This is a genomic window from Brachyspira hampsonii, assembly GCF_002214805.1.
Lineage (GTDB): Bacteria > Spirochaetota > Brachyspiria > Brachyspirales > Brachyspiraceae > Brachyspira > Brachyspira hampsonii.
Genome location: NZ_CP019914.1, coordinates 114,939 through 139,035, shown reverse-complemented (window position 1 = coordinate 139,035; position 24,097 = coordinate 114,939). Strand labels below are relative to the sequence as shown.

19 protein-coding genes are annotated in these 24,097 nt (G+C 27.2%); 7 read left to right on the top strand and 12 right to left on the bottom strand.

What is annotated here, in order from left to right; genetic code table 11:
- Window position 1: 1 nt before the first annotated feature.
- The gene (locus BHAMNSH16_RS00550) at window positions 2-799 is read left to right on the top strand and encodes a DUF6115 domain-containing protein (protein ID WP_008727683.1); all 798 of its coding nucleotides are present in this window, start codon (window positions 2-4) and stop codon (window positions 797-799) included.
- A gap of 72 nt (window positions 800-871) precedes the next feature.
- Here BHAMNSH16_RS00550 and BHAMNSH16_RS00545 read toward each other — a convergent pair whose 3' ends face one another.
- Together BHAMNSH16_RS00545 and mscL are read right to left on the bottom strand one after the other, a co-directional pair.
- Window positions 872-2,077, bottom strand: a complete 1,206-nt coding sequence (locus BHAMNSH16_RS00545) for a dicarboxylate/amino acid:cation symporter (RefSeq protein WP_008727682.1) — start codon at window positions 2,075-2,077, stop codon at window positions 872-874.
- A gap of 213 nt (window positions 2,078-2,290) precedes the next feature.
- Window positions 2,291-2,758: a large conductance mechanosensitive channel protein MscL gene (mscL, locus tag BHAMNSH16_RS00540; protein ID WP_069726864.1), complete on the bottom strand. Its 468-nt coding sequence runs from the start codon at window positions 2,756-2,758 to the stop codon at window positions 2,291-2,293.
- A gap of 240 nt (window positions 2,759-2,998) precedes the next feature.
- Here mscL and BHAMNSH16_RS00535 point away from each other — a divergent pair, with 240 nt between their 5' ends.
- Together BHAMNSH16_RS00535 and BHAMNSH16_RS00530 are read left to right on the top strand one after the other, a co-directional pair.
- Window positions 2,999-4,297, top strand: coding sequence for an MFS transporter (locus BHAMNSH16_RS00535; RefSeq protein WP_008726946.1), 1,299 nt, complete (start codon window positions 2,999-3,001; stop codon window positions 4,295-4,297).
- Window positions 4,298-4,325: 28 nt separating this feature from the next.
- Window positions 4,326-5,063, top strand: a complete 738-nt coding sequence (locus BHAMNSH16_RS00530; protein ID WP_008726947.1) for a glycerophosphodiester phosphodiesterase — start codon at window positions 4,326-4,328, stop codon at window positions 5,061-5,063.
- 62 nt (window positions 5,064-5,125) lie between these two features.
- Here BHAMNSH16_RS00530 and BHAMNSH16_RS00525 read toward each other — a convergent pair whose 3' ends face one another.
- The 4 genes from BHAMNSH16_RS00525 to BHAMNSH16_RS00510 all read right to left on the bottom strand — a co-directional run bounded on the left by BHAMNSH16_RS00525 (window position 5,126) and on the right by BHAMNSH16_RS00510 (window position 9,615).
- Entirely contained in the window at window positions 5,126-5,623 is a 498-nt protein-coding gene (locus BHAMNSH16_RS00525) for a Spy/CpxP family protein refolding chaperone (protein WP_008726948.1), read from the bottom strand.
- 330 nt (window positions 5,624-5,953) lie between these two features.
- The gene (gene serB, locus BHAMNSH16_RS00520) at window positions 5,954-6,574 is read right to left on the bottom strand and encodes a phosphoserine phosphatase SerB (RefSeq protein WP_008726949.1); all 621 of its coding nucleotides are present in this window, start codon (window positions 6,572-6,574) and stop codon (window positions 5,954-5,956) included.
- A 20-nt stretch (window positions 6,575-6,594) separates the two neighbouring features.
- On the bottom strand, window positions 6,595-8,199 hold the full coding sequence (gene serA, locus BHAMNSH16_RS00515; RefSeq protein ID WP_008726950.1) for a phosphoglycerate dehydrogenase: 1,605 nt from the start codon (window positions 8,197-8,199) through the stop codon (window positions 6,595-6,597).
- Between the two features lie 270 nt (window positions 8,200-8,469).
- Entirely contained in the window at window positions 8,470-9,615 is a 1,146-nt protein-coding gene (locus BHAMNSH16_RS00510; protein ID WP_008726951.1) for a pyridoxal-phosphate-dependent aminotransferase family protein, read from the bottom strand.
- Window positions 9,616-9,806: 191 nt separating this feature from the next.
- Between BHAMNSH16_RS00510 and BHAMNSH16_RS00505 the strand changes: the two genes are divergently transcribed.
- The 3 genes from BHAMNSH16_RS00505 to BHAMNSH16_RS00495 all read left to right on the top strand — a co-directional run bounded on the left by BHAMNSH16_RS00505 (window position 9,807) and on the right by BHAMNSH16_RS00495 (window position 13,794).
- Complete coding sequence (locus tag BHAMNSH16_RS00505) at window positions 9,807-10,409, top strand: hypothetical protein (protein ID WP_069731997.1); 603 nt, start codon at window positions 9,807-9,809, stop codon at window positions 10,407-10,409.
- A 184-nt stretch (window positions 10,410-10,593) separates the two neighbouring features.
- The gene (locus BHAMNSH16_RS00500) at window positions 10,594-13,158 is read left to right on the top strand and encodes a hypothetical protein (protein WP_069731996.1); all 2,565 of its coding nucleotides are present in this window, start codon (window positions 10,594-10,596) and stop codon (window positions 13,156-13,158) included.
- Between the two features lie 207 nt (window positions 13,159-13,365).
- The gene (locus BHAMNSH16_RS00495; RefSeq protein ID WP_008726965.1) at window positions 13,366-13,794 is read left to right on the top strand and encodes a PepSY-like domain-containing protein; all 429 of its coding nucleotides are present in this window, start codon (window positions 13,366-13,368) and stop codon (window positions 13,792-13,794) included.
- Between the two features lie 320 nt (window positions 13,795-14,114).
- Here BHAMNSH16_RS00495 and BHAMNSH16_RS00490 read toward each other — a convergent pair whose 3' ends face one another.
- Together BHAMNSH16_RS00490 and BHAMNSH16_RS00485 are read right to left on the bottom strand one after the other, a co-directional pair.
- Window positions 14,115-16,373 carry a lytic transglycosylase domain-containing protein gene (locus tag BHAMNSH16_RS00490; protein ID WP_069731995.1) on the bottom strand — a complete coding sequence of 753 codons (2,259 nt, stop codon included), beginning with the start codon at window positions 16,371-16,373 and terminating at the stop codon, window positions 14,115-14,117.
- 109 nt (window positions 16,374-16,482) lie between these two features.
- Window positions 16,483-18,738, bottom strand: a complete 2,256-nt coding sequence (locus BHAMNSH16_RS00485) for a lytic transglycosylase domain-containing protein (RefSeq protein WP_069731994.1) — start codon at window positions 18,736-18,738, stop codon at window positions 16,483-16,485.
- A 178-nt stretch (window positions 18,739-18,916) separates the two neighbouring features.
- Here BHAMNSH16_RS00485 and BHAMNSH16_RS00480 point away from each other — a divergent pair, with 178 nt between their 5' ends.
- Window positions 18,917-20,287: an aldehyde dehydrogenase family protein gene (locus BHAMNSH16_RS00480; protein ID WP_069731993.1), complete on the top strand. Its 1,371-nt coding sequence runs from the start codon at window positions 18,917-18,919 to the stop codon at window positions 20,285-20,287.
- A 163-nt stretch (window positions 20,288-20,450) separates the two neighbouring features.
- Here the strand turns inward: BHAMNSH16_RS00480 and moaC are convergent, their stop codons facing one another.
- The 4 genes from moaC to BHAMNSH16_RS00460 form a co-directional block, all read right to left on the bottom strand.
- Window positions 20,451-20,900: a cyclic pyranopterin monophosphate synthase MoaC gene (moaC, locus tag BHAMNSH16_RS00475; protein WP_008728242.1), complete on the bottom strand. Its 450-nt coding sequence runs from the start codon at window positions 20,898-20,900 to the stop codon at window positions 20,451-20,453.
- A gap of 25 nt (window positions 20,901-20,925) precedes the next feature.
- Complete coding sequence (locus BHAMNSH16_RS00470) at window positions 20,926-21,723, bottom strand: GTP 3',8-cyclase MoaA (RefSeq protein WP_008728243.1); 798 nt, start codon at window positions 21,721-21,723, stop codon at window positions 20,926-20,928.
- Complete coding sequence (locus BHAMNSH16_RS00465; protein ID WP_008728245.1) at window positions 21,707-22,918, bottom strand: molybdopterin molybdotransferase MoeA; 1,212 nt, start codon at window positions 22,916-22,918, stop codon at window positions 21,707-21,709. The genes BHAMNSH16_RS00470 and BHAMNSH16_RS00465 overlap by 17 nt, the downstream gene beginning before the upstream one ends.
- 191 nt (window positions 22,919-23,109) lie before the next feature.
- On the bottom strand, window positions 23,110-23,970 hold the full coding sequence (locus BHAMNSH16_RS00460) for an XdhC family protein (protein ID WP_069731992.1): 861 nt from the start codon (window positions 23,968-23,970) through the stop codon (window positions 23,110-23,112).
- Window positions 23,971-24,097 lie beyond the last annotated feature (127 nt).

Genomic DNA, 24,097 nt, shown 5'->3' with positions numbered 1-24,097 from the left:
TATGCAAATTGTAATATCTATAATCATTAATATAGTTATATTGGCAGTTACCCTACCGCTATTTTATATTTATATAGTTTCAAAAGCTAGGGAAAGACTAGAAAAAGAAACTATGTCAAAGGCAAGAGAAGAAATAGAAGCTCTAGTAAAAGAATTTAATAATATAGCTTTATCAAGAATATCAATATTGGAAGATTCCATAGTAAGAGCAAACAGATTGGTAAAAGAATTAAATAACTTCCAAAGTGATAAAAAAGATAATAATATTAATAATGTATCTACAGCAATAAAAGAAGAAATAAAAACAGAAGAAAATATAAATAAAAAAGATGATATTTCCGTACAAGAATCCAACAATATAGAACTTCATAATTCTAATAATAATGTAGTAATGAATAATGAAAATAAAAAATTGGATATAGAAGATAATAATATAAAAATAAACTCTAAAATAGAAACAAAAGAAAAAAATGCAGAAATAAAACCTAAACCTAAAAAAAATAACATAGATACAGCAGCTAAAGCAATAGATGATGAAGCAAGAAGAGAAGTTATAGAAAAATTAAGAAATAAATTAGATAGAACCATTAAAACAAATATGGCAATATATGATAAGCCTATAGAAGACAAAACTATAGCATTTGTTAATGAACCTTTAGAAAATACAGTAAAAACTTCTAATAAGAATGAAGATATAATTAAGCTCTATAAAGAAGGTTTAAGTAAGGAAGAAATAGCCAAAAAATTAAATTGTTCTATAACTGAAATAGACATAGTAATAGATTTAAATATGGATTAATATTTATAATTTCAATAAAAAAACCGCCTATTAAAATTAATTAATAAGCGGCTTTTTTATGTTATGACAACTTTATGCGTCTGTTTTTACAACTTTTTTCTTATAGATTGTATCAACTATAACACCCAAAGCATTATCGCCGGATACATTGCAAGCAGTACCGAATGAGTCTTGAGTGATGTATAAAGCAACCATTATGGCACTTAAAGGACTGTCAGGACCGCCAAGACCAACCATATAAAGGAAAGGCAAAGCTGTCATTATTGAACCGCCAGGAGCACCAGGAGAAGCTATCATAGCTATACCAAGCATAGCAATAAAAGGTAATACAGTTGTATAAGTTATAGGTATCTGATTCATTAAACATACTGCTGTAGCACATGCTGTTATTGTTATCATAGAACCTGCCATGTGTATATTAGCACAAAGAGGTACTACGAAATTTCTTATTTGTTCAGATATTCCGTCTTTTTCAGCACATTGTAAATTTACAGGTATTGTAGCAGCTGATGACTGAGTACCTAAAGCTGTTGCATATCCTGCTATTTGGTTTTTCATAAGCATAAAAGGATTTTTCTTTCCTATTGTACCAGATACTAAGAATGCTATTAATAGATAAAGTAAATGCATTATTATTACTACTATGAATACTTTCCATAATATGCCTAAAATTACAAAAGTTTTTCCAGATCTAGTCATATCTACAAAAGTACCACAAATGTAAAGAGGCAATAAAGGAATTATAGATACTCGTAAAACTTTATCTATAATAGTTGATAACTCTTTAAAAACATTGTACAAATATTCGCCTATTTCTTTTCCTCTCATAGTAGAAATACCAAGCCCTATTATGAAAGCAAATAAAACTGCTGCTAAGGTATCTAAAAGAGGGGTTACTGTTATTGATAGATAAGGTGAAACAGAATTTCCAGCAGCATCAGCTATTCTTTGAATATCATCAGGACTCATAAAACTAGGAAATAGATTATAAGCTACTAAAAAAGATGCTGACCCACCGATTAATGTAGAACCATAAGCGAGTATACAAGTTACAAGAAGTAAGAATCCCGAGCCTTCTTTTAAATCAGCTATACCCATAGACACATAGGAAACTATCATTAGCGGTATTACAAACTTTAGATAAGAGCTGAATATTCCAGATGCCGTAACAATAATTCTTGATATTACTTCTGGTATAAAATGCTGTCCAAAGAATATACCGAGTAGAATTCCGATGATTAGTCTAGGTACTAATCCAAGTTTAAATTTTTTTTCCATGTATTTCTCCTAAATTAATATGTATATTATATAATATATACAAAAATATTAATCTGTAAATAGAGAACACATTTTTTTTAATTCTATATAATAATAACATAATGAGAACACACTATATTACTATATATAATATCTAAAAAATATAAAATTTCACTATAAATGATAATATATGTAAATAAAAGTATTATAAAGTCACAAAAACATTTTAAATAATTATTTAATAACCAAATCAGATGTGCAATTTGGGCATTTTACTGCATTAATATTAATACTAGAACAACAATATGGACAAGTTTTTTCTTTTAATTCTTTATCATCTTTTTCTTTTTTTAAAATTTTTGCCTGCATTCTATTAAATAACTTTATTATCAAAAAAATAGCAAAAGCAGTAATAATAAAGCTTATAATAGTATTCAAAAAAACTCCTACACTAATAACAACAGCCCCAGCTTCTTTAGCAGCTGCTATAGAATTATAAACTCCAATATTATCAGAACCTTTTTTTAGAACTATAAATATATTAGAAAAATCTATACCGCTTAATAGCATACCTATAGGAGGCATTAATATATCATCTACAAAAGAATTAACTATCTTTGTAAATGATGCTCCTATAACTATACCGACAGCCATATCCAATATGCTTCCTTTCATAATAAAATTTTTAAACTCTTTTATCATAAGAATACCCTATAAGATTTTTTATTATAATTATATATTAAAAATTAAAAATATACACTAGACTTGTTTCAAAGTACTCAAAAAGATTATAATAATAAAGTTGGTTTTTAAACAAGTCTGCTATAAATACTATTATTAATATATTAATCATTACTGAAAAAAATAATACTTATTGCAGGATTGTATAATGCTATATAATTTATATACTGAATTACATAGTACTAAAAAAGGAGATGAGTTATGTTATTAAAAAAACTAGGTTTTACTAGCAAAGAAAACTTTAGGGCATTTATAACCGTGATAACAGCAGGGCAAATAATATATTGTGCCTTTGAAGCTTTTAAAGCTAGTTTTTACACACCATTAATAACAATGTTAAATATTACCAATACTCAATTTGGTGTATTATTTACATTAATAGGTTCTGCTATGTTTTTCTATATCCCAGCAGGATGGCTTAACAACCGATTTACTCCTAGACAATTAATTATCAGCGGACTTATTATAAGAATCATAGGAACAGTATATATGGTAGCAGTAGTAAATGCATCATATATATCATTATGTTTAGTTGCCTTGTCTTGGGGAATAGTAGATGCTTTCTTTTGGCCTGCTATTTTAAATGGTACCAGACTTTTTGCAAGTGAGGAAAATCAAGGTATTGCTTTTGGATTATTAGAATCTGGAAGAAGAGCGATGGAATTAGGTATGAATACTTTAGCATTATTTATATTTGCAGCATTAGGCTCTAGCCCTACTGCTATGAGAATAATAATAACAGCTTATACTTTTTTAATAGTATTATGGGTATTTTTATCATTTAAATTTATACCTAATATAAAGCTGTTAAAATCAGAAACAAGCACTGAAAAAAATAAAGAAGCTTTATCCGGACTTATAAAAGCATTATTATATCCTGAAGTATGGTTATCAGGTATTATTGGTATGTCAGTATATACAGCATATATAGCAGTTGTATATTCTGTACCTTATATGCAAAATGTTTTTGGTTTATCTACTTCTCAAGCAGTTGTTTTTGGTTTATTTAATGCTTCTGGAATAGGAATATTAGGCGGGATAATTGGTGGATTATTAGGAGATAAAGTGTTTAAGTCTCCTGTAAAAATGCTTTCTTACTCTCTATTATTAACTGTAGTTGTATTGCTAGGTATAGTGCTAACTCCAAAAAATCCTAATTATTTATATATAAGTATGATATTAATGTTTATATATTCTTTTGTTATATTTATATCAAGATCTGTTTATTTTGCCCCTATAGGAGAGGCCAATATACCTAAAGAATTCAGCGGATCTGCTATGGCAGTTGCTAGTTTTTTAACCTACTCTCCTGTATTTTGGGCTTATGGAGTAAATGGTGCATTAATTGATATGAATAAAGATAATCCATCTCAAGGATATTATTATATTTTCTTAATAGGATTAATCTTTACTATCATAGGTGCTTTATCTGCGATAATTTTATCAAAATTAATAAAAATTAGAAAAGAAAAAAATAAAATAGAATCAAACGCAAATTAATACTAAAAATTGATTCAAGGAGTTTTATATGTATTTAAGAAAAGTAATAGCTCATAGAGGATTTTCGCATCAATATCCTGAAAATACTATGTTATCATTTCAAAAAGCAGTAGAACTTGGAGTAAAATGCATAGAAACAGATGTTACAATATTAAAAGACGGCACACTTGTTTTATTTCATGATTATGAAACTAAAGATCATACAGATTTTGACGGTATTATCAATGATCTGGATTATAACTCAATACAAAATATAGATGCTGGTTCTTGGAAAGATGAAAAATTCAAAAACACTAGAATACCTACTCTAAAAGAATTAATAGATTTATGTAAAAAAACAAATACTATTGTTAATTTGGAATTGAAGGGTGAAGCCTCAAAAAATGAAAAATATTGGGACAGTATAGTTGAAAATACGGTAAAAACTGTGGCTGATAATAAAGCAGAAGATCTTATATTTTATTCAAGTTTTGAATTTGATATGCTTAGAACTTTGAAAAAAATATCTAAGAATTCCAAATTTGGTATTTTGCTTTGGGAAGAAACAGACCATTGGAAAGAAATAGCGGATGAATTAAAACCTCAGTCTATGCATTTATATGATCAAACTATAAATAAAGAGTTGGCTAAAAATATTAAGGATGAAGGATATGAACTTTATATATATACCGTAAATTCTTTAGAGCTTGCTAATGAACTTTATTCTATTGGAGTAGACGGAGTATTTACAGATATGCCAAATATATTTGATTCTAAGCCATATTAATTATAATTTAAGGAGGCTATTTATTAGCCTCCTAATATTAAATCGTATATATATTTTATAAATTATCTGTAATAATAGTATCTCATCCTATAGCTATTTAATTGTGCTAATTGTTCATCTGTAAGAACATCTAAAACGGCAACATCTTTTTCTACTCTAAGATAATCTATTTCTTTTTCTAAATCTTTCTTTTGATTTATTAAATCTTTTATGATATTTAAATCAATATCTACTTTTTCTCTTTCCAATTTGAATTTATAATCAATATTTCTTTTTTGATATTCTAAATCACTGATTTTTAATTCATACTCATAAAATATTCTGCTAATTTCATCTATTTGTTCATCTGTTAAATATACTCCTGCATTTCTGCACATTCTGTATATATCTCCTTTAGGACCTCCTGCTCTAGGTCTTGGAGCTGGTTCTCTTCTATCTCTTGGTACTGGTTCATATCTTCTTCTATCACCAGCTGCAGGGTCTGGAGCAGGAGGCTGAGCAAATGCCATTGATGATATTAATGTAATAATAAAAAGTGATAATAATATTTTAGTTTTCATTTTTTAATCTCCTTGATAATGATGTAAAACATTTTGTTTTTTCTTGATTTATTAGACGAGTATTTCATATAAAAGTTCCCAAAATATTTAAAAATAAATAAAAAAATTTTATTAATAATAATACTAGTTTTAATGAAATGTTTATACCGTATTAATTTATATATAAGAAATAATATAAATTTAGAAGCATTAAGTTTGTATAAAAGACCTGTTTTAAAAATACTTGAAAAGATTAAGTATAAAAATTATTAAATTAACAAATCATAAAAAAAGAGACTTAAAAAGCCTCTTTTTAACAATAAATTTTTTATATTAAGTATTAATTTTTAGTTAAATATTATCTAATATAATCCTTAAATCTTTTTTATCTATTATGATATTTGCTTCTTTTTTTAGAATATCTTTAGCACAGAAAGCTGCCCTATTTTTAGCATGCTTAAACATACTCAAATCATTAGCCCCGTCGCCAACTGCTAAAGTATCGTCATAAGAAACATTAAGAAGTTTTTGAAGAGTTAAAAGCATATTTCCTTTGCTGTCAGAAAACATCATCTCTCCGCCTACTTTTCCTGTAAGAATATTATTCTTTACATGAAATATATTAGAAAACTCTGCATCTAAATTAAGTTTTTGAGCAAACAAGACAGTGGCATTTTTAAAGCCTCCTGAAAAGCATACGCATTTATATCCTTTTTTATGGAGCTCTTCTATAGTTTCTTTAGCTCCGTTCATTATAGGAAGAGAACTGCAAATTTCATTAACAGTTTCCAATTTTATACCTTTAAGTAAAGCTACCCTACTTTGCAAACTCTCAAAAAAATCTAATTCTCCTCTCATTCCTTTTGCTGTAATCTCAGAAATCTCATCAGCAAAATTTGTTTCTCTTGCAATAATATCTAAAGTTTCCCCATCCATCAAAGTAGAATCAAAATCAAAAACTGCTAATTTCATTTTTATTTATCCCTATATTTTTATAAAGTATACTCTGCTGTAAGCCTTACATATTTAGGTTCATGAACACCTTCTATATTAGAAATTTTTGTTATGACATCATTTCCTATACTTCTATCAACATTTATAGCCATTATAGACATATTGCTTCCCTTAATATTTTCTGATACACTCATTGAACCAATATTTATACCGTCTCCTGAAAGTACAGTTGCAACTTTAGCTATCATAGCAGGCTGGTTTATATGAGGAACAACCAATATATGAGGCTGAGGTTTAATTATAACATCATAATCATTTAGTTTAACTATTCTAGCAATATTTTTAGCTATTAATGATACAGACACACTTGTTACATCTTTATCAGTAGTTAATTTTACTTTTAATATACCTGTAAATGTAGAAGGAGATTCTGATTTAATAGTTTTTACTTCTATTCCTCTTTGCTTAGCAAGGTAAGGGGCATTAACATAGTTAACATCTTGGAACATATAAGATAATGCACCTTTTAGTATAGCTACTTCAAGAGGCTGAATATCTAAATTAATTAAATCTCCCTGAGCAGTTATCTCTAATGATTTTATTTTACCATTAGCAAGCTGCATTATCATCTCACCAGCATTTTCAGCTATTTTCATGTAATCTTTAACAGGCTCTAATTTTTCAGGATTAAGAGAAGGTATATTAACTGCTGATTCAGTATATCCTCCGGAAAGTACCTGTTTTATCTGTTTTGCTACATCCAAAGCTACATTTATCTGAGCCTCTTTTGTACTTGCACCAAGATGCGGAGTAAGTATTAAATTATTATTTTTATACTGTGTTAAAGGACAAGTTTCTATTTTAGGTTCATTTACAAAGACATCTACTGCAGCTGCTGCTATAGTTCCTTTTTCTAGTGCCTCTTTTAAATCTTCTTCATTAACAAGTCCGCCTCTGGAACAATTAATAATTATAGCAGTATTTTTCATTTTACTCATATTATCTTTGTTTATGATATTATTAGTTTCTGGAGTTTTTGGTATATGAAGTGATAAATAATCAAGTTTTGGTAAAAAATCATCTAAAGAAGTTTCATAAATAGCTCCAGACTTTTGTACAATCTCTTCTGTAGAAAAAGGGTCATAAACTAATACTTTCATTCCAATAGCCAAAGCAATATGAACAACCTTTCTTCCTATTCTTCCAAATCCCATAACACCTAATGTTTTTCCAAAAAGCTCATTACCTGTAAACTTATCTCTTTCCCATTTAGCTTCTTTAGTTGATACAGCAGCTGGAACTATATTTCTTGATATTGCAAGCATTAATGCTATAGTATGCTCTGATGCTGCAATAGTATTTCCGTCTGGAGAGTTTACTACTATTACACCTTTTTCTGTAGCAGCTTCTACATCTATATTATCTACTCCTACCCCAGCACGTCCTATAATCTTTAAATTTTTTCCAGCTTCTATGATTTTTTTTGTTACTTTAGTCTGACTTCTTACCATTAAAGCATCATATTCACCAATAACTTTAACTAGTTCATCTTCGCTCATTGTAGGAAGAAAAACAGCCTCAGAAACATCAGCTATTATATCCTTTACGCATTCATTTACCTTATCAGTTATTAAAACCTTCATATATTGTCTCCTATTGTTGTTATGCTCGCCTACGCCTATAATCATCTGCCAAACAAGTTTGTCAGATGGCTTACCCAAAGGTACCTACTTGGTCGGCTCACTTTGTTATTGTTATGCTCGAAAAAGCCTATAAGCTCCTCGATAATGACTTTGTACGCCTTAGGCGAATTATCAATACAGTCTTTATAGCTTATTATTATTACTAAAAAATAAAATATTCTAATATAATTATTACTAACTATATTAGAATATTAAAATCAAAACTATTTACTATTTATTTAATTCTTCTATTAATTTTTTAACTCCGCTTCCAATTTCAAATTTATATCCCAATTTTAAAAGGCTAGCTTCCAATGAACCCATAGCCATTATTAAATCTCTCTCACATACAAATCCAAGAGTACCTATTCTAAATATTTTATTTTCCAAAGCACCCTGACCATTTGCAACAATAATATCATAATCTTCTTTGAGAGTTTTTCTTATATCAGGAACACTTATGCCATCAGGCGGAAGTATTGAAGTTATGGCATAGCTTGCATTACTGTCATCTTCTACAAACAATTTTAATCCTATAGTTTTTACGGCACTTCTCAATGCTAAAGAAAGTTTTTTATGTCTTTTATTAATATTTTCAATACCTTCTTCTTTTATCATTTTCAAAGCAGTATGAAGAGAAGTTATAAGATTAACAGCAGGAGTAAAAGGAGTTGTGTCTTTGGCTAGAGATTTTTTATGTTCTGTCCAATTAAAATAAAAGCTAGGATATTTACATTTTTCATGCATTTTAAAAGCATCTTCGCTAGCAGTTAAAAATGAAAGTCCCGGAGCAATCATAAATCCTTTTTGAGAACCTGATATAGCTACATCAATATTCCATTCATCTGTTTTAAACTCCATAGCACATAAACTTGTTATTCCGTCTACTACAGATACAGCACCATGTTTTTTTATAATAGAACATAATGTTTTAACATCATTAGCAGCACCTGTAGAAGTTTCACTATGAGTAAGTGTTACAATTTTTATATCTTTATCCTTATTTAATGCCTCTTCAAGCATTTCAGCTGTTATTACTTTACCTGCTTCAACCTCTATTTTTGTTACAACAGCTCCTCTGCTTGCAGCAATTTTTGCCCATCTTGAACCAAAATTACCAATAGACAAACATAATACTTTATCGCCTTCATTAATAAGATTTTCCAAAGCAGCACACATTGCACCTGTTCCGCTTGCTGTAAATAAAAATACATCATTCTTAGTTCTAAACACATATTTTAAATTTTTATACACTTCTTTTAATATGTTTGAAAATTCCTTACTTCTATGTGCCATAGGATGCTTTGCCATTTCTACCAAGGCTGACTCTGGTACGGGTGTTGGGCCTGGTATCATCAAAAAAGTTTTATCTTTCATAATAGAAGTCTCCTTAAAAATAACAATACAAAATAAAAAATATTTCGTATATTATAGTACATATATTATTTTTTACAATACTGTATCTAGTAATATTTATATAAAAATATTTATTTTATATACAAAAATTATTGTCTTTTATAATTTATTTACTAAATTTATAATACATCATATATGATAAGATAAAAACAATGAAAAAAATAATTATTTTCATTAGTATATTAATACTAAGTGCATCATGCTCTAATGCTGGAAAAACAGGAACAAGCTACAATAATGATAATTCAGGAAGTGCAAATAATACAGGAGAAACTTTATCTTTAGAACAAGAGAAAAAAAATAAAGAATGGATAAATAAAGTAAAAACTCAGAAAATTAAGGCGATGAATTATTATTTTGATAATGAAGGAAATATAATTAATAATAATGACAGCACAAAAATGTATACATTCTACAAATATTTAGATGCTTATACTGCGATATACTATTATGAAGGTGATCCGGCAGAGTTATATGATATAGGAGATTCTATATCAGGTATTAATGCAAAAGTGTATTGTCTTGTAAAGATAGATGAAGAACATAATAAAATGTATTTTTTAGATGGTAAACAGCCTCAAAATTGCACAGAAAAATATTCAAAAAAAATAACTTATTTTGTTGCTGAAAATAATGAAAATCCCAATTGGAGTAGTTTCCCTTATATGACAGAAAATGATATAAATACTACTATAGATATTAAAGATAAAAGATGGTCAGATTGGGGATATTTTGGCTCAAATATAGTAGGATAATTTATTTAATATAAAACTCAAAAGGTATTAGCTTATTTTGAAGTTAATACCTTTTTTATTTAGTACAAAGTATACATCAAATATTTTAATACAAAACTTCTTGACAATACATTATCTTTTATATATTATTTAATATCTCATAATTACAATTATATAAGTTAGTTTAATTTAAGGAAAACAAATAATGAAATCACTAAAAAAAGAAATTATATATCCTATTGTATTTGCATTGCTTTCTATATTATTTTTCTACAGCAATTTAACATTTTCTTATCTTCAAATGGGCGATGTTATTCTTTGGGATATTAAAAATATTAAAGATGCAATATTAAACGGAAATTTATATTTTTGGAATAATGCCTATTTCACAATAGCTTCTTCTTCAACAGTACCTATTCACCCAAAATCTTTACTAATAGCATTATTGCCTAATAATATATATCCTCAAGTAAGCATAATGTTTCATATAACTATTATGGGATATGGTTTATTTTTATTCTTGAGAGAAAAGAAATTATCAATAAATGCTTCTATATTTGGTGCTGTTGCTTTGATGTTTTCAAATGCCATAATAACATTAATACTTCCGGGACATTTGGGTAAATTTGAAACTTATTGTTATTTTCCATTCGTATTATATTTTCTTTCAAAGGCCATGAATACTGAAAAATGGATTCATTTCTTTTTTACAGGGGCATTTTTAGGCATAGCATTTTTAGGCGGAGCTTTAGATGTAGCTATGTACTTCGCTTTATTTTTATCATGTTATTTTTTATATTTACTTTACAGCAAGAAAAATGATAAAAAAATAATGGACTTTATAAAAACAGATATTAAAAAAATAATTCTTTTATGTGTAAAGTTTGCATTAGTGGCAGTATTTTCTTTTTTAATGTCTATACAAATAATAATGATTACAAGAAATACTCAAGATATGGGGGCAGCCGGAGTTACAGATAAAAATCAGTTATGGCAGTGGGCTACAAGATGGTCTTATCCTCCTGAAGAAGTATTAGGTTTCTTTATGCCGGGTTTTTTTGGATACTATTCTGGAAGCGAAACTCACCCTTATTGGGGAAGAATAGCCAATATGCCGGGAGAGCCTAAAACTTCAAACTTCTCTTTAACTTCTGCAAATATTGGGTATATAACTTTCATATTTATAATATTTGCAATATTTATAAGCAGAAAAAAATACAGTGAAAAACATTTTTGGATTGGTACTGCTTTATTCTTCTTAATAGCAAGTTTCGGAAGGTATTTTCCTGTTATATACGGAGCTTTATTTCAAATACCAATATTTCAAGATGCAAGAAATCCTAATAAATTTATAGAAATTATACCTATTCCGTTTGCAATACTCTCATCATTTGCATGCGATTATATATTTAAAGCATTTGAGGCTAAAAAAGAAGATAAGCTATTAAAATATTTAGAAGATGATTATAAATATATAAATATAGCCCAAAAGATTATGTATATAATAACGATAGCCTCTGTTGTATTAGCATTAATAACAATACTAACAAATGGAATGATATATAACAATTTTGTTGCAAATTGGAAAGAAGCCAATGCGGCTTTAATATCAAAAAATATATTTATGTCATTTATAAGATTAGCCTTAATATCTTCTTCCGTACTTCTTTTAATTAATAATACAATTTCATTAAAAGAATTAACTATAAAAGATAAATTTCTTGTTATAGTACCGTTAATAGGATTTATATTATTTTCTGTATATGATTTAGGACATATAGGTTTTCTTATAATAGGAAGTATTATAGTATTTTTATATGTTATTATTGCTAATAAAGAAAATCTATTTTATAAATATTTGCCTTATATGTTTATTGCTGTTTTATTTTTGGATTTAGCCCAAAGCGGAAACATGTTTATAGTAAAATCCAATTATGATCAAATGTACAACTCCACTCCTATAGTAGATCATATACTAAATGAAAAAGGAAATGAAACAACAATGCCTATATTGATTCCTTATTTATACAGATACACTACTCATACAATGCCTTACTATAAAATACCTTTAACAGAACCTCCTGCAGCAAGCCGATTATCAAAAGATATTACAGATGTATTTTCAGCATTTAGAATAAATGATTATGTAGGTTATCAGCCTAGACTTATGGATTTACTTGGAGTAAGATACATTTTAAGTCCTACATATTTGGATCAGTCTGTGCTTTCAAATGATTTAACAAAAATAACTGAATATCAGGATCAGTTCTCTGCTGCTGTTTTATACGAACTTAAAGGATATAGAAATAAATATGAATTCGTTAACAATGCCTATAATGCCGTAGATTTCAATGATGGTCTTGGAAGAATTACAATGCCTAATTTTAATTTGGCTAATGAGGTTGTTCTATTAAATAACTCAAATAATAATATTACATTAAATAATGGAAATGCAATATATACAGCTGAATTACTTGAAGAAACAGATAATAAAATAATTTTGAATGTAAAAACTCCGGAACCGGGAATTCTAGTATCTAAAGAACGTTATAATACTGACTGGTCGGTTACTGTAAATGGAGAAAAGAAAGAATTATTAAATGCCAATCTGCTATTTAGGGGTGTTTATGTAGATGCAGGAGACAATAATATAGTTTTTGAGTTCACACCGGCAATGAAATATTTATACAGTACAATAATTTGCTGGATAATATTTATAGCTTTATCTATTTTTAATATAATTCTATATTTCAAAAAACAGGATAATTAATACTAAATATTTATATTATTTAAAAAACAGTTTTAATAATTTTACATTAGAACTGTTTTTTAAATTTATAGATAATATGTACGATAATATGTAAGTAATAATTATAAAAATTATAAACTTGTAAATGAGAAGTAAAATATTTGTAAAAAATATTGACATATAATAATAAACATGATATAATAGAAATATAAAAGGAGGAGGTTATTTATGAAAATATTGAAAGTAATATTAACTATTATTATAATCTCTTCCAGCACTTTATTTGCTGATGATTGGATAATTTCTCCTGATTATTTACCTGAAAGAGCCAAGCAATTTGTAGCACAAATATTTCCTGATGCACAGATATGGTATGTCGAAATGGATGACGGCAAATATGAAGTTGAGCTTTCAAATGGTATAAAAATAGATTTCTTAGGCAATGGAGATTGGAAGGAAATAGATGCAGAATATATAGGAATACCATATAATGTATTTCCTGCCAATGTTGCAAACACAATAAGAAATACATATCCGCAAACCGTTATAATAAGTGCCGAAAAGAAATGGGGTACTTATGAGATAAAGCTTAATAATATGATGGAGCTTTATATATCTTCTGACGGTCAGCTGATAGGACAAAAATTCGACGATTGATTTACTTTCCATCCCATATACAATGCAGGGTATTAGATTTTTATCTATGCCCTGTAATTTTTTAGCGGTACTTCATTTTATTAAACTTGTTTAAAAACTATTTTAATGATTATCTATAGTGTTCTAAATTTATTATGCGGCTTTTTACTCACCAAGATATTTATTAGTATATACGAAAGCGTCCTAAGGCAGGTGCTGTCAGCATATTTATATAAAAATAATAAATAAACAATATATAAAATATTATATATTAATTTTAAAAATTGAATTATTTTTATAATTTTCTAAAATCATTTTAAAATAATTCTAATATATTAATATCAATCATTATAATACTTACTATAATATTCATAGCTTTTAATAACTCTCTCTACATAATATTCGGTCTCTTCAATATCAATAAATCTTCCTGTACGATACATATTATTAGTACCATACTCTGCTTTCCACCTTCTTCCTCGTCCTGAACCTGCATTATAGCTTGCCGCTACTAATATATAATTGCTTGCCTTTTGACTGCTAAATAACCAACCCAAATGAGAGATTCCCAAATTAATATTTTGTTTAGGATCTGTTAAATCTAAAGGATTATATCTATACCTAGCCTTTTTATTTTCAGCTGCAGCAGTTGAAGGCATAAGCTGCATAAGTCCCATAGCCCCAACCCAAGATCTAGCCTTAGGATCAAATAAGCTCTCCTCTCTCATTATGCCGTATACAAATGCAGGCTCTATCTTATAATATTTAGCCTCCGGCACTACATACTCATCAAAATACCTAGGATAAACTTTTCTTCTAAGCTCATCCGGAAGCAAGTCTGTATTATCTGAATATGGATATCCAAAATATTTGCCTATATTTGCTGATATCTGCATAAGCCTTTTTGTATTTTCAGAACTTATAAATATTTTCTCAGCAAAATAATATAAAGGATATGTTACCTGCGTCTTTTTGAATATCTTATCGAACTCAGTATATGCATTGTCATAATCCCCATAATAATACAATATTATTGATTTGTTAACTTCTCTTCTAGTCTGAAGTGATAATTCATTAAATAAATCTTTCTCGCTTCTATTGGCGTATAAATCCCTTACAAATCTATTTCGCATAAGAATATTTTTAGCCATTGCCCTAGCCTCTTTAGTAAGTTCATCTTCTTTGCCTGTAGAAATATAATTTAAAAATTGTATCTTATCAAGCATCTGCATAGATTTAGTAAAATTAGAATCTGAATAATATTTTTTAGCTTCATTGAAATAATAAGTATTACTAAGTTCAACATTAGCTACCATCTCGCTATCAGCAAGACTCAAAGCTCCTTTAACAAAATAATGACTTTTACTAGTTAAAAGGCTCTGCATCAAATATTTATCTCTTATATCATTATCTCCAAATTCTTCAGCAGCCCACATATTCCAAGACAAAGCAAAATCATGTCTGAAATTAGGATACCTTGCCTCCAAAGCCTTAGTAGCAAAATATGTTTCTGTCTTATTTTTTAATTTAAACGCCTTTCTCAAATATGATTTTAAAGCTAATTCTGTCTGCCAGCTTTTAGGAAATCTTTTCATTACATTTGTAAGATAAGTTTTTGCCTGAACAAGATTATTTCTATTCAAACTAGAATTTACAAAATTATTATATATTCTAGGAACATAATCATCTCTAGGATACTCTTTCAAAAAAGTATTATAAAGCTCCAATGATTTATCATAATCTTTCAATTTATTATAATTATCTGCAGAATAATATAGCCCTAATCTTCTATGTGTTTTATTATTAGCGTTTGATAAATATTCGTCAAATAAAGCAGCAGCATCTCTTCTATTTCCAGATAACTGCTTAATTCTAGCCATATAGTATGTGGAACTTGCTTTATGAGAATTATTATCATACAAATCCTTAAAATAATTTAGAGATGCTTTTCTATATCCTGCTTCATAAAGTATGGCTGCTGTTTTAAATTTTAAAGCATTAGAAAAAGAAGAAATATCATCCGAGAAATTATTATTATAATATATAGCTGCTTCGCTTAATCCGAATCTGCTTAAAAGTTCATAAGCTATCATTCTAGCTTTATTAGTATCATCTGTACTTCTTAAAGCTCTTATTCCTATAAATTCCTTAATCCATTTTTGAGCCTTTCCATTAAAAAAATTGCTCACAGGATAATCATCCCTGTAAAACTCAGCGAGTGCTTTATACTGCTCAGCATAAGGGTATAATGATGAACGGGGATACTCTTTCATTAATAGTGAATATAAATCTATTGCCTCATTATACATATTAGTAAGAAAGGCACTTTTAGCTCCGTAATATATAACATAGTCCCTTATAATCATATCATCTTCTGTATTCATTATATTTGTAAATTGATTATATGCTTCTAAATATTTTTCTCTATTATGAAGCTCCAATGCAGTGCCGTAATTGATTTTACTTTTTGATATAATATTCTTTTCTAATGATATATCCTGAGCACCTAATATAGATGTCATAACAATAACGATAATTTCAAAACAAAATGTAAATATTAAAATTCTTTTATTAAAGATTCTGAAAATGTTTTTTTTCATTTAATATAAGCCTAAAATAGTTTTTATATAGTAATTGTTATTGTATTATTTTTTTGATTTTTTGCAAATAAATTTTACATTTTCATTACATTTTTAATATATTTATACTTTAATCATTATAATATTTACTATAATGTTCATAACTATTTATAACTTTCTCTACATAATATTCAGTTTCTTCAATATCAATAAATCTTCCCGTACGATACATATTATTAGTACCATACTCTGCTTTCCATCTTCTTCCTCGTCCTGAACCTGCATTATAACTTGCAGCCACTATTATATAGTTACTTGCATTTTCACTTTTAAATAGCCAGCTTAAATGTCCAATACCTATATTAATATTTTGCTTCGGATCAGTTAAATCTAAAGGATCATATCTGTATCTAGGATTTCTATTTTGCTCTTCAGCTGTTGCCGGCATTAACTGCATAAGACCCGTAGCTCCAACCCAAGACTTAGCCTTCGGATCAAATGTGCTTTCCTCCCGCATTATAGAATATACAAATAACGGATCTATTTTATAATATTTTGCTTCTGGTAAAACATATTCATCAAAATATCTAGGATAAACCATCTTTCTAAATTCATCTGGAAGCAAATCTGTATTATCATAATAAGGATAATTAAAATACTTTCCTATATTGACCGATATCTGCATAAGCCTCTTGGTATTGCCCGAATCTTTAAAAATTTTTTCAGCAAAATAAAATAACGGATAAGTTACTTCTTCTGCTTTCTTAAATACTTTATCATATTCTGTATATGCATTATCATAATCACCATAATAATATAATAATATAGACCTGTCAGCTTCATTAGTAGTTTGCAATGATAATTCATTAAATAAATCATAATCGTTTTTATTAGAATATAGTTCTTTTACAAATTCATTTTGCATAAGAATATTTTTAGCCATATCTCTAGCTGATTTCATAAAATCATCTTCTTTTCCCGTAGAAATATAATTTAAAAACTGAATATTATCGAGCATTTCCATAGATTTAGTATAATTTGAATCAGCATAATATTTTTTAGCTTCATCAAAATAATAAGCATTACTAATTTCAACATTTTTAATCATCTCATCATTGGCTAAACTCAAAGCACCTTTTATAAAATAATGATTTTTACTTGTAAGAAGAGTTTCCATTAAATATTTATCTCTTTTTTCAGTATCTCCAAATTCTTCAGCTGTCCACATATTCCAAGATAATGGAAAATCATGTCTGAATTTTGTATATCTTTTCTCTAATGCTGAAGCTGCAAAATAGGTTTCGGTTTTATTTTTCAATTTGAATGCTTTTCTTAAATATGATTTTAATGCTAATTCTGTCTGCCAGCTATTTGGAAATTTGTTCATAACATTAGTTAAATAAACTTTTGCCTGAACTAAATTATTTTTATTTAAACTTGTATTGACAAAATTATTATATATTCTTGGAACATAATCATCTTTAGGATATTCTTTCAAAAAAGTGTTATACAATTCCATTGATTTGCTATTATTTGTCAATTTAGAATAATTACCTGCAGAATAATAAAGCCCCATTTTTCTATATGTTTTATTATTGGCATTAGATAAATATTCATCATACAATTTAGCTGCTTCTGCCCTATTTCCTTCTGCTTCATTTATTCTAGCCATATAATAAGTTGAGTTTCCCTTATTGTAATTATTAGAATATAAATATTGGAAAAGTTTTAATGCAGATTTTCTAAATCCAGCATCATACAGCACCGAAGCAGATTTATATTGTAAATTATTATCAAATAATGATATTTCATCTTCGTAATTATTGTTATAATAAATAATAGCTTCAGTGTTTGTTAATTTAGTTATAAGTTCATAAGCTATCATCTTAGCTTTATTAGTATCATCAGTATTTCTTAAAGCTCTAATACCTACAAATTCCTTAATCCATTTTTGTTTCCTACTATTAAAAAAGTTGCTGACAGGATAATCATCTCTGTAAAACTCTGCTAATGCCTTATACTGCTCTGCATAAGGATATAATGGAGAATTTGTATATTCTTTCATAAGCAATGAATATAAATCTATTGCCTCATCATACATATTCGTATTTAAAGCACTTTTGGCTCCGTAATATATAATATAATCTTTAATAATTGAATCTTCATCTCTGTTTATTATATTTGTAAATTGATTATATGCCTCTAAATATTTTTCTCTATTATATAATTCTAATGCAGTACCATAATTTATTATATTTTTTGAAGTTATTTTTTTCTTTAATGAAATATCCTGTGCGGTTAGAATAGAAGCGATAACAACAATAATAAGAGAAAAAGAAATAATCAGCAATATAAATCTTTTATTAAATAGAATTTTATTTTTCATTGAACCTCATCAAAAATAGTTTTTATATAGTGATTATTATTTTATTATTTTTTTCATTTTTTGCAAACCAATTTTACATTTTGACTTATTATGATGATTATATATTTGATTAAAATTTTTATAAAAAGTATATAATTTTATTATTATTTTTTATATATTTAAACAAAATGGAGGGAAGATGAATTTAACAGAATTAAGAGATAAACAAAAACAATTTTTCAAAAGTTCAAAAACATTATCATACGACTTTAGAATAGAACAATTAAAAAAATTACAATCAATGCTTATAAAGTATGAAAGAGATTTTATAGATGCTCTGTATAAAGATATGCAGAAGTCAGAATTTGAAGCCATAGGAACAGAATTATTTTTTGTAATGGAAGAGATTAAAACATTCATAAAAAATCTAAAAAAATGGATGCATAATAAAAAAGCAAAAAGAAATATGGTAACTATAGACTCCAAAACAACTATAATAAATAAGCCATTTGGAGTATCATTAATAATATCACCTTGGAATTATCCAATACAATTAACTTTTCTTCCGCTTGTTGGGGCAATAGGAGCTGGCAATACCGCTATAATAGCACCTTCTCAATTAACTCCTACTGTTTATGATGTAATATATAATTCTATTAAGGATACATTTGATGAAGAATATATTGCTGTTGTAGATAAAAGTATACCTCCGGAAAATGTAAGTAAAATAGAATATGATAAAATATTTTTTACAGGCTCTCCTAGAGTTGGAAAAATTATTATGTCAAATGCTTCAGAGTTTCTTACTCCTGTAACATTAGAGCTTGGAGGAAAATCGCCTGTTATAATTGATGATATAAAAGGAGATAATTTTAATAAGGCTGTAAAAAGAATTATATGGGGTAAGTTTATAAACTCAGGTCAAACTTGCGTATCTCCAGATTATATACTTATAAGAGAAGACTTAAAAGAGAGATTTTTAAAAGCATTTAATGATGAAATAAAATTATTCAATGAAGAAAAAAAGCTTCATAGAATAATAAATGAAAATCACTATAAAAGATTAAAATCATATTTAAATGACGGAAAAATTATTTACGGCGGTGAATATGATGATAATAATTTATCTATTTCTATAACATTGGTAGAACCTAGAGATTTAGAAACTAATATTATAAAAGATGAAATCTTCGGAAGCATTTTTCCAATACTTTATTATAAAACAAAAGAAGAAGCTAGAGATATAATAGAAAAAGTATGTCCTAATCCTCTAGCTATGTATATATTCTCTGAAAATATTGATTTTAATTATTACTTTATAGAAAAAATAACTTATGGAGGATGTTCTGTAAATGATACTATAAGCCATATATTAAATTCTAATGCTCCATTTGGAGGAGTTGGAAACAGCGGAATGGGTAATTACCATGGATATTATAGTTTTAAATGCTTCTCAAAAGAAACTACTGTTTTAACTAAAGGTTATGGGTTTGAAGTAAAAACTAAATATCCGCCTTATTCTACAAAGATTAAAGAAGTAAATTGGCTTTATAATTTAGTAAAGAAATAATTTCATTATATATTAATTGTTATACATGTTTCAAAAATAAATTTATTAATACTTATAGTGTTTTAATTTAGTATTTTTTATTTTTGAAAGTTTTAAAACAATCTGCTATATATAAAGTATTGATTATGTGTAAAATCTAATCAATACTTTTTATTTTAATATTCTAATTTTTAGTCTTTGATAATAAAGTAATATCAGATATTCTCATGTTTTTATCAACTGCCTTACACATATCCCATATAGTAAGAGCAGCAACACTAACAGCAGTTAATGCCTCCATTTCTATACCTGTTTTATAACTGCATCTGCAATAAGATTTTATAACTATTCCATCATCTTCTAAAATAAAATCTAAAGATACTTTTTCTATATTAATATTATGACATAAAGGGATAAGCTCAGAAGTGTGTTTAGCTCCCATAATGCCTGCAATCCTAGCAGCCGATATGACATCTCCTTTCTTTATATTATTTTCTTCTATCAATTTAAGAGTATCTTTTGATAAATATATTTTTCCTGATGCTTCCGCAGTTCTTTTTACAATATCTTTATCACCTACATCAACCATATTAGCATTACCGCTTTCATCTATATGCGTTAATTTATCACTCATTTTTATGACCTCAATTTTTATTTAATTAACCGCCTATCATACTTAGTGATTCAGCATCACTATAAGCACCATTTTCAGGCTTTCCTTCAATACATTTTATTATAGAACCTCTTATATCATCAAAATCAATTTTAAATTTTATATTACTATGCAGACAGCTTAATAAATATCCGTCAGATAGTAATCTTATTCTATTGCAGTATTTACATTTTGCAGGTCTGTCATAATCTGCAGAATCTATTTTCTGACTGTTAATATCATAATACTGAATAGTTTGAAGTTTAGCATTTATACTTTCAGCATATTTTTTTAATAAAGGTAATTCTTCTATACTTTTTTCATCATAAACAACAACATTAATTTTTAATTGAAAGCCCAATTCAGAAGCTATTTTTATTCCTTTCATAGCATCATATAAACTTCCGCCTCTTGTAATATATTTATACCTTTCACTATCTAAAGTATCAAGCGATATATTAATGGAATCAAGCCCCGCATTTTTTAATTTCTCTGCAATGCCTTCAAGTAAAACTGCATTAGTTGTCATAGCTATTATATCAACTTTTTCTATACTCCTAATCATAACTACAAGCTCATCAATATTTTTTCGTACTAAAGGCTCGCCTCCTGTTATTCTAACTTTTTTAATTCCTAGTTCAGAAGCCTCTTTAATAACATCATATATTTGCTCATAACTCAAAATTTGATTATGTGCTTTTTTTATAATACCTTCTTCAGGCATACAGTATACACATCTCAAATTACATCTGTCAGTAACGGAAACTCGTATATAATTTATCTCTCTATTAAAGGAATCTAACATCAACTATACTTCCTTTTACAATATCTGAAATTCCAATATCTATTTTTAATATACCATTAGCCTCAGAGAATGATGATATCATAGAAGAATTATTATATTTTATAAGTTTCACTAATAATTTTGTATCATCAAAAAATAATCGTACAGGTATATATTCAAGCCTTTCAGCATCTTTTCTATTAAAGTCTTCAGTGATTAAAGCCTTTATATAATTGGTATCATAATTTATACCTAAGCAATTTAATATATAAGGCTTAACCATTATTTCAAAAGTCATAAAAGAAGAAACCGTATTACCCGGTAAAGCAAACACAGCCTTTTTGCCTAATTTACCAAAAAATAAAGGTTTTCCGGGTTTCATAGCAATACCATGAAATATTTGATTAACTCCAAGATCCAATAATTCTTTATGCACATAATCAAAATCTCCCATAGACACGCCCCCGCTTATAAGAACAATATAATTCTCATCTAATGCTTTTGAAAGTATTTCTTTTATCTCTTTTTCATCGTCATTAACTTTACCGTAAAATTTAGTATTACAGGATAAAGCAGAAGTTCTTGCAGTAAGCATCGGAGCATTAGCATCATATATCTGACCTTCTTTTAAACTTTCTCCTATATTTGCTATTTCATTACCTGTGGATATTACAGCAGTATTTATTTTCTTTTTTACTTCTATATTACTATAACCAAATCCTGCAAGTATGGCAACATCTTTAGGTAAAAGCATTTTCTTATCCAATACTTTATCTCCAGATTTTTTATTATTGCCTTTTTTTATTACATTATTAGTTATTTCTTTTTTAGTAAAATTAATAACTGTTTTAGAATTTTCTTTTACCTCATCTATCCACTCCACTCTCTGAACCGCATCGCAATTTTCAGGAAGCATAGCACCTGTCATTATTTTTATACATTCTCCGCTTTTAATATCAATTTTATCGCAAAGTCCGGCATATATAATTTTATCTTCTATTAAAACATAACTATTTTTATTTTCATCTTCTTTTTTATAAGCATATCCGTCCATAGAAGATTTACTAAAAGGAGGATCATCATTCAAAGCATAAATATCATCAGCTAAAACTCTATTATAAGAATCAAGTACTGATATTTTTTCATTACCATAATCTTCAGAATTTTTTAATACTAATTCTAAAGCTTCATTAGGATGTAAAAAAGTTCTAGCCATATATGCTCCTATTTATTGCAATATATATTCGTTAATTTCATAAAGTTATAATTCTAAAAATATAATAAAAATTATAGTTTTTTTAATTAAAGTTTTTTAATTGCAGTAACTTTCTTATATATAGTAAATGTCTGCAATTATCAAATATTTATAGTTTGTACTTTCCGAATAATATTGTAATTGATAATAAATTAATTTTTTATTTTTCTTCTATTCTCTGCTTTTGCTCTAACAAGTATAAGTTCGGCTGCTATACTGATTGCTATTTCTTCTGTAGTCTCTGCACCTATTGCTATTCCTATTGGAGCATGCACTCTCGATATCATTTCATCAGTATAATTTTCTTCTTTTTTTAATCTGTCATGCAATGTCCTTATTTTATTCTTACTTCCTATCATTCCAATATATAAAGCATCAGTTTTTAAAGCATTTTTTTCAACTATATAATCATTAGAATGTCCTCTTGTTACTATTACTATATAATCTCTATTACTAATATTTATTTTATCAAAAACATTTTCATAATCTTCTAGTATTATTTTACTAGCATTAGGAAATCTGCTTTTATTTGCAAACTCTTCTCTATCATCTATAACAATACAATTAAAACCTATTTTATACAAAACTTCTGCCAAATCATAAGATACATGCCCTCCGCCGAATATATAAACATTGCTTTCCTTATCTTCAATTTCTTTTTTTATATTATTTATTGTATCTTTATTATCATTTAAATATATAAATGATATCTCAGCACTTCCTCCGCATACCATACCAATTCCTCCTGCTTCCTGAGGAGTTAAATTATATTTTTTATTAGAAGTTTCTTTATTATCTAAAAATACATAAGCATCTTTTAAAGCTTCAAATTCCAATAAACCTCCGCCTATAGTTCCAATATCTTTTTCTTTATTATCTTCTCTATAAGCTATCATAAAAGCATCTAATGTTCTTGGAGCAGATCCTGATATTTTAAGTATTTTTATTAATTCTGTTTCTATATTATTATTTACAAGTTCCAAAGCCTTATCTAATATTTGCTTATTATTCATTTTCATTTCTCATTACAAATAGTTTCAGATAATATTATAATAAATTTTTTGTAATTTTTAAATAAAATTCTAAAAAAAAATTATATTTATATTGAATATTTTATTTTTTTGTATAAACTTCTAAATA